The sequence below is a fragment of the Streptomyces sp. NPDC052301 genome, from assembly GCF_044593395.1.
Classification (GTDB): Bacteria; Actinomycetota; Actinomycetes; order Streptomycetales; family Streptomycetaceae; genus Streptomyces.
Genome location: NZ_JBIUBE010000002.1, coordinates 827,500 through 834,984, shown reverse-complemented (window position 1 = coordinate 834,984; position 7,485 = coordinate 827,500). Strand labels below are relative to the sequence as shown.

The window sequence follows — 7,485 nt, the reverse complement described above, 5'->3', positions numbered from 1 at the left end:
AAACGCCCGGTTACATTCCGAACCCGGAAGCTAAGCCTCACAGCGCCGATGGTACTGCAGGGGGGACCCTGTGGGAGAGTAGGACGCCGCCGAACTCCTTTTACAGCTCCGGCTCTCGGGCATACGCCCGAGAGCCGGAGCTTTTTTGCGTTGAGGTAGGGTCGGGGAGCATCGTTGGCTCGTTTCCCACAGGAGGCCCCCGGGTGGAGGTCCAGGAGACCCGTGTCCAGACGGACCGGGTCCTCACCATCCCCAACATCCTCAGCATGGCGCGGCTCGTCGGCGTACCGCTCTTCCTGTGGCTGATCCTCAGGCCGGAGTTCGGGGGCCCCAAGAGCGACGGCTGGGCCCTCCTGGTGTTGGCCTTCAGCGGGATCAGCGACTATCTCGACGGCAAGCTGGCCCGGCGCTGGAATCAGATCAGCAGCCTCGGCCGGCTTCTCGACCCCGCTGCCGACCGGCTCTATGTCCTTTCGACGCTGGTGGGTCTCACCTGGCGTGAGATCCTTCCGATCTGGCTGACCGCCCTCCTACTCGCCCGGGAGCTGATGCTGCTGGTGATGGTGGGCATCCTCCGCCGGCACGGCTATCCGCCGCCCCAGGTGAACTTCCTCGGGAAGGCGGCCACCTTCAACCTCATGTACGCCTTCCCGCTCCTGCTCCTCAGCGACGGCACGAGCTGGATCGCGTCACTCGCCGCTGTTTTCGGATGGGCGTTCGCCGGGTGGGGTACAACCCTCTATTGGTGGGCAGGAGTGCTTTACGTGGTGCAGGTCCGCCGTTTGGTGCGTGCGGACGCCACGGCCGACTGAGCTCGGCGATTGTCCCGACGTATCGCCTCGATGGCCCGCGGTGGAAAAGTGCGGGACAATCTGGACGGGTGAAGTCGGCTAGACCGTCGTCTCTTGGAGGAGGACGCTTCCGACATGAAGGCCGTCGTGATGGCCGGGGGCGAAGGCACTCGCCTGCGCCCCATGACCTCGAGCATGCCCAAGCCGCTCCTGCCCGTGGCGAACCGCCCGATCATGGAGCATGTGCTACGGCTGCTCAAAAGGCACGGGCTCACCGAGACCGTTGTCACGGTGCAGTTCCTGGCATCGCTCGTGAAGAACTACTTCGGTGACGGGGAAGAGCTCGGAATGGAGCTCACGTATGCCAATGAGGAGAAGCCACTCGGTACCGCCGGAAGCGTCAAGAACGCCGAAGAAGCGCTGAAGGACGATGCCTTCCTCGTCATCTCCGGTGACGCCCTGACCGACTTCGATCTCACGGATCTGATCAATTTCCACAAGGAGAAGGGCGCGCTGGTCACGGTCTGTCTGACCCGGGTGCCCAATCCGCTGGAGTTCGGCATCACGATCGTCGACGAGGAAGGCAAGGTCGAGCGCTTCCTGGAGAAGCCGACCTGGGGTCAGGTCTTCTCCGACACGGTCAACACGGGCATCTACGTCATGGAGCCCGAGGTCTTCAACTACGTCGAGCCCGATGTTCCGGTCGACTGGTCCGGCGACGTCTTCCCGCAGCTGATGAAGGAAGGCAAGCCGATCTACGGCTATGTCGCCGAGGGCTACTGGGAGGACGTCGGCACGCACGAGAGCTATGTGAAGGCCCAGGCGGACGTGCTCGAAGCCAAGGTCAACGTCGACATCGACGGCTTCGAGATCTCCCCGGGCGTGTGGGTGGCGGAAGGTGCCGAGGTGCATCCCGACGCCGTACTGCGTGGTCCGCTGTACATCGGCGACTACGCGAAGGTCGAGGCCGGCGCGGAGATCCGCGAGCACACGGTCGTCGGCTCGAACGTCGTCGTCAAGAGCGGGGCCTTCCTGCACAAGGCCGTCGTGCACGACAACGTGTACGTCGGGCAGCACAGCAATCTGCGCGGCTGTGTCGTCGGCAAGAACACGGACATCATGCGCGCCGCCCGGATCGAGGACGGGGCGGTCATCGGCGACGAGTGCCTGATCGGTGAAGAATCGATCGTGCAGGGCAACGTCCGCGTCTACCCGTTCAAGACCATCGAGGCCGGCGCCTTCGTCAACACGTCGGTCATCTGGGAGTCCCGGGGACAGGCGCATCTGTTCGGTGCGCGGGGCGTGACCGGCATCCTGAACGTGGAAATCACGCCTGAGCTGGCGGTGCGGCTCGCCGGTGCCTACGCGACGACCCTGAAGAAGGGTTCCACGGTCACCACGGCCCGCGACCACTCCCGAGGTGCCCGTGCACTCAAACGAGCGGTCATCTCCGCGCTCCAGGCCAGCGCCATCGACGTTCGCGACCTGGAGAACGTGCCCCTGCCCGTGGCACGGCAGCAGACCGCGCGCGGCAGTGCCGGCGGCATCATGATCCGTACCTCGCCCGGCGTGCCGGACTCGGTCGACATCATGTTCTTCGACGGTCAGGGAGCCGATCTCTCGCAGGGCAGCCAGCGGAAGCTGGACCGGGTGTTCGCGCGGCAGGAGTACCGGCGCGCGTTCCCGGGGGAGATCGGTGACCTGTACTTCCCGGCGAGCGTCTTCGACTCGTACACCGGTTCGCTGCTGCGGAACGTCGACACGACCGGGATCGCGGAATCCGGTCTCAAGGTCGTCGTGGACGCTTCCAACGGCAGCGCCGGTCTCGTCCTGCCCAGCCTGCTCGGCAAGCTCGGGGTGGACTCGCTGACCATCAATCCCGGTCTCGACGAGTCTCGGCCCACGGAGACCGCCGAGATGCGGCGCAAGGGGCTGGTGCGGCTCGGCGAGATAGTGGCGTCCTCGGGTGCCGCGTTCGGTGTCCGGTTCGACCCCGTCGGTGAGCGGCTCTCGCTCGTGGACGAGAAGGGCCGGATCATCGAGGACGACCGGGCGCTGCTGGTGATGCTGGACCTGGTGGCCGCGGAGCGGCGCAGCGGGCGGGTGGCGCTGCCGGTGACCACGACCCGGATCGCCGAGCAGGTGGCCGCCTACCACGGCACTCAGGTCGAGTGGACCACCACCTCGCCGGACGACCTGACGCGCGTGGGCCGGGAGGAGGGCACCATCTTCGGCGGTGACGGCAAGGGCGGCTTCATCGTCCCCGAGTTCAGCGGTGTCTACGACGGCACGGCGGCCTTCGTACGGCTGATCGGGCTGGTGGCGCGGACGCAGCTCACGCTGAGCCAGATCGACGCGCGGATCCCGCGGGCGCACGTGCTCAAGCGGGACCTGGCGACGCCGTGGGCGGTCAAGGGCCTGGTGATGCGGCGGGTCGTCGAGGCGGCCGGTGACCGCTCCGTCGACACGACCGACGGTGTGCGGGTCGTGGAGCCCGACGGGCGCTGGGTGATGGTGCTGCCCGACCCGGCCGAGGCGGTCACGCACCTGTGGGCCGAGGGCCCCGACGACGCGTCCGCGCAGGCCCTGCTGGACGAGTGGTCGGGCGTCGTGGACAGCGCCGGCAGGTGACACCGACACCACAGGACGGCAAAAGCCGCTGCACGCGTGCGTGCCGGACAAGTGTCCCCAAGGGGGCCTGTCCGGCACGCCGGTGGGGCCGTTCGGAGTAACGGCTCGCGACATGCGACGATGTGCGGCATGCCGCAGCAACCCCCCGTTCGGAGCAGCCCCCGGCGGCCGCAGCGTCCGGATGCCTCCATGTCGTTGATCACCAACGTCATGGACCACAGCCTCGACGACGGATACGCCGAGGCTGCCGCCCGCAGGAAGGCCCAGGGTGAGGGCGGTGGCCTGCCGAAGACCCTCCGGGCCAAGCTGGGTCTGGCGGCCGGTCTCGTCCTCGCCGCGCTGGTCGTGACGGTCGGCGCGGCACAGGCACGGGTGGCGGCGCCCGTGGTGGCCAAGGAGCGCCAGGAGCTCGTCGGCCGCATCGACAAGGAGACCGCCGACGCCGACAAACTGGAGAGCGCCGTCGATGAGCTGCGCGACGACGTCAGCGCGCGTCAGCGGGCGGCGCTGAGGTCGAGCGGTGGCAGCGCCGAGGCCGACCTGGTGGGCGTCCTGGCGGGCGCCACGGCGGTGCACGGGCCAGGCGTCAAGCTGATCGTGAACGACGCCAAGGCAGCCAGCACCGGCGGCGACGGTACGAACCCGCGGGAGACCTCGGGCTTCTCCGACACCGGCCGGGTGCGCGACCGTGACATGCAGCGCGTGGTCAACGGGCTGTGGGCGTCGGGGGCCGAGGCCGTCTCCGTCAATGGGCAGCGGTTGACCGCCCTGTCCGCGATCAGGGCCGCGGGGGACGCGATACTGGTCGACAACAGGCCGCTGGTGCCGCCGTACACGGTGCTGGCGGTGGGGGACGGGGAACGGTTGAGCACCAGGTTCCAGAACAGCGCCGACGGTCTGTACCTGCACGCCCTGGAGCAGAACTACGGTATCCGCGCCACCATCTCCACGGAGGGCGACGTCAGGCTGCCCGCCGCACCCAGTGTGATCGTACGCACAGCACAGCCGTCCGCACAGAAGACTGAGAAGGGCACATCGTGATCGCCGTACTGGGCCTCGTCGTAGGAGTCGTGGCCGGCCTGTTGGTCCGGCCCGAGGTTCCGGCGGTCGTCGAGCCTTACCTTCCGATCGCCGTCGTCGCGGCGCTGGACGCCGTCTTCGGCGGCGTGCGGGCCATGCTCGACGGCATCTTCGACGACAAGGTCTTCGTGGTGTCGTTCCTGTCGAACGTGGTCGTCGCCGCCCTGATCGTGTTCCTGGGCGACAAGTTGGGCGTGGGTGCGCAGCTCTCCACGGGTGTCGTGGTGGTCCTCGGGATCCGGATCTTCTCCAACGCCGCGGCGATCCGGCGGCACGTGTTCCGGGCGTGACACTCATGAGCGATCAGGAAGAGCGGCCGGAGAACAGGTTGCGCAAGGAACTGCCCGAAGAGGTCCCCGCCCCCGCCCCGCCGGCCGAGCAGGAGTCCGAGGAGCGGTCCGAGACACCGCTGACCGGTCGGCAGCGGCTGGTGAAGGGGCTGTGGCCGCCGCGTTTCACCCGAGCCCAACTCATCGTCGCCGTACTGTTGTTCGGCCTCGGTTTCGGGCTGGCCGTGCAGGTGGCGTCGAACAGCGACACCGACAGCGCGTTGCGCGGCGCACGTCAGGAAGATCTTGTTCGCATCCTCGATGAACTGGATTCGCGTACTCAGCGTCTTGAGGACGAGAAGCAGGGACTCGAAAAGCAGCGTCAGGAGCTGCAGAGCAGCTCCGACCAGGCCGCGGAGGCGCGCAAGCAGACTGCCGAGAAGGAGAAGCAACTCGGCATCCTGGCGGGCACCGTGGCGGCTCAGGGTCCCGGCATCACGATGACGATCGAGGACACGAAGGGGACGGTCCAGGCGGACATGCTGCTCGACGCGATCCAGGAGTTGCGCGCGGCCGGCGCGGAGGCGATCCAGGTCAACGGGGTGCGGGTGGTGGCGAACACCTACTTCACGGACTCCGGCAAGAGTGTGAGCGTCGACGGGAACAAGATCAACGCGCCCTATCGTTTCAAGGTCATCGGCAAGCCGCAGGACCTCGAGCCGGCGCTGAACATTCCCGGAGGCGTGGTGCAGACCCTGGAGAAGGAGCAGGCGACCGTGACCGTGGAGCGGTCGGACAAGATCGTCGTGGACGCCTTGCGACAGGCGAAGCGGCCTGACTACGCTCGGTCGTCCTCCCAGTGAACCGGTGGTGCATGGGGTACGTCCGGCAGGGGCATGAGGTTGCGGGGGGTCGGCGCACCGAAGGGGTGGTGCGTGGTGGAAACTGTCTGGTGATTACGGACGTTGTGAGAGTGTCCGGCTCGGCCGGTGTAGGCAATCAGGGTTCGTCCTGCCCCACGGGCGGGTCTGTTTCGGTCAAGGGGAATCGCCCGTGAAGTTGTTTGCGAAGTTGTTCGGCAAGAGCGCGCGAGAGGGCAGGGACAGCGACAACGCGACCGCCCGTCATCGCGCACAGCCTGACGCGGAGGGTCAGCGCCCGCTGTTCCGTGACCAGGTCGCTGGTCCGGGCGGTGACATTTCGGGCGGTCAGGGCGGGGCGTCGGTTGACCCTGCCCAGTCCGGCGGCATAGGTTTCGGGCAACCGTCAACCTCAGGTACGGGTGGAGGGTTTGCCTCCGGCCCGTACGCGTCCAATGCCCCGACGGGGCAGCCGCGGCAGGAGGATCCGTCCATGTCGGCCCTGGTGTGTACGAGGTGCGGTAACCGCAACGCGGAGAACGCCCGCTTCTGCTCCAACTGTGGCGCGCCGCTGCGCCCCGGAGTGGCGCCGGAGCGTGCCTCGGAGACGACGTCCACGATCTCGATCTCCGGCATCGAGGCCTACGACGCGGAGGTGACCGGCCAGACGGCGATGCCGGCGCTCTCTCCCGAGGCGCAGGCCGCGGTGGACGCGCTGCCGCTGGGCTCGGCGTTGCTGGTGGTGCGCCGGGGGCCGAACTCGGGCAGCCGCTTCCTCCTGGACAGCGACCTGACCACGGCCGGGCGCCACCCGCAGAGCGACATCTTCCTGGACGACGTCACGGTGTCGCGTCGGCACGTGGAGTTCCGCCGCTCCCCGGACGGCTCGTTCACCGTGGCCGACGTGGGCAGTCTGAACGGCACGTACGTCAACCGCGAGCGGATCGACCAGGTCGCTCTGTCGAACGGTGACGAGGTGCAGATCGGCAAGTACCGGCTGGTGTTCTACGCGAGCCGGCAGGGCATCTGACCCGGCCCCGGACCGATGTCCGGGGGGATCCCCAGGGAAGGTCCATGCTTCAAACACCGAGCGGCGGTGCCGGAAGCGGTACCGCCGCCAGGGACAGTGGGCTGATGAGCATCGGCACGGTGCTGAACGCGCTGCGTGACGAGTTCCCCGAAGTCACCATCTCCAAGATCCGCTTCCTGGAGTCGGAAGGGCTCATCGAGCCGCAGCGGACCCCTTCGGGCTACCGCAAGTTCAGCACCGACGATGTCGCGCGACTGGCGCATGTCCTGAGAATGCAGCGGGACCACTATCTGCCGCTCAAGGTGATCCGCGAGCAGCTGGACGCCATGGAGCGGGGCGAGACCGTCCAGCTGCCCCTCGTCGGGCGTCAGCGCACCGGGGACGACGGGCCGCAGGCTCCGCCGGGTCCCACGGTCGCCAGGGTCGGCAGGGCCGAACTGATGGCCGCCGCGGACATCGACGACGGCGAGCTGAAGGAGTGGGAGTCCTACGGGCTCATCGCTCCTTTGGAGGACGGTGCCTATGACGCCGAGGCCGTCACCGTGGTCGCGCTCGTCGCCGAGCTGGGCCGGTTCGGGATCGAGCCGCGCCACCTTCGGGTGATGAAGGCCGCCGCCGACCGGGAGGCGGGGCTGGTGGAGCAGGTGGTGGCCCCGCTCAAGCGGCACCGCAATCCGCAGACCAGGGCCCATGCCGAGGCCCGTACGAAGGAGCTGGCGGCGCTCACGGTCAAGCTGCACGCGGCCCTGGTGAAGACCGCTCTCGGGGTACGCCTGCCCTGAAACGGCCGGTGCCCTTGCGGCCGGATCGGGCACCTGTTCCCG

Annotated in this window: 7 protein-coding genes and 1 rRNA gene; all 8 read left to right on the top strand. The window is 68.1% G+C overall.

Annotation, left to right across the window (positions count from 1 at the left end; translation table 11 throughout):
• Nucleotides 1-95, top strand: a 5S ribosomal RNA gene (gene rrf / locus ACIHEJ_RS07525); the annotation flags it as partial.
• A gap of 108 nt (nt 96-203) precedes the next feature.
• Nucleotides 204-812, top strand: coding sequence for a CDP-alcohol phosphatidyltransferase family protein (locus ACIHEJ_RS07520; protein ID WP_400132830.1), 609 nt, complete (start codon nt 204-206; stop codon nt 810-812).
• A gap of 114 nt (nt 813-926) precedes the next feature.
• On the top strand, nt 927-3,422 hold the full coding sequence (locus ACIHEJ_RS07515; protein WP_400132829.1) for a sugar phosphate nucleotidyltransferase: 2,496 nt from the start codon (nt 927-929) through the stop codon (nt 3,420-3,422).
• Between the two features lie 189 nt (nt 3,423-3,611).
• Nucleotides 3,612-4,463 carry a DUF881 domain-containing protein gene (locus ACIHEJ_RS07510; protein WP_400132827.1) on the top strand — a complete coding sequence of 284 codons (852 nt, stop codon included), beginning with the start codon at nt 3,612-3,614 and terminating at the stop codon, nt 4,461-4,463.
• Nucleotides 4,460-4,792: a small basic family protein gene (locus tag ACIHEJ_RS07505; protein WP_031174261.1), complete on the top strand. Its 333-nt coding sequence runs from the start codon at nt 4,460-4,462 to the stop codon at nt 4,790-4,792. Before ACIHEJ_RS07510 ends, ACIHEJ_RS07505 begins: the two co-directional genes overlap by 4 nt.
• 5 nt (nt 4,793-4,797) lie before the next feature.
• Entirely contained in the window at nt 4,798-5,634 is an 837-nt protein-coding gene (locus tag ACIHEJ_RS07500; protein WP_400132825.1) for a DUF881 domain-containing protein, read from the top strand.
• 190 nt (nt 5,635-5,824) lie between these two features.
• A complete protein-coding gene (locus tag ACIHEJ_RS07495; protein ID WP_400132823.1) occupies nt 5,825-6,661 on the top strand; it encodes an FHA domain-containing protein in 837 nt (278 codons plus the stop codon).
• A 44-nt stretch (nt 6,662-6,705) separates the two neighbouring features.
• Nucleotides 6,706-7,443, top strand: a complete 738-nt coding sequence (locus ACIHEJ_RS07490; RefSeq protein WP_400132821.1) for a MerR family transcriptional regulator — start codon at nt 6,706-6,708, stop codon at nt 7,441-7,443.
• The last annotated feature ends 42 nt before the right edge of the window (nt 7,444-7,485 follow it).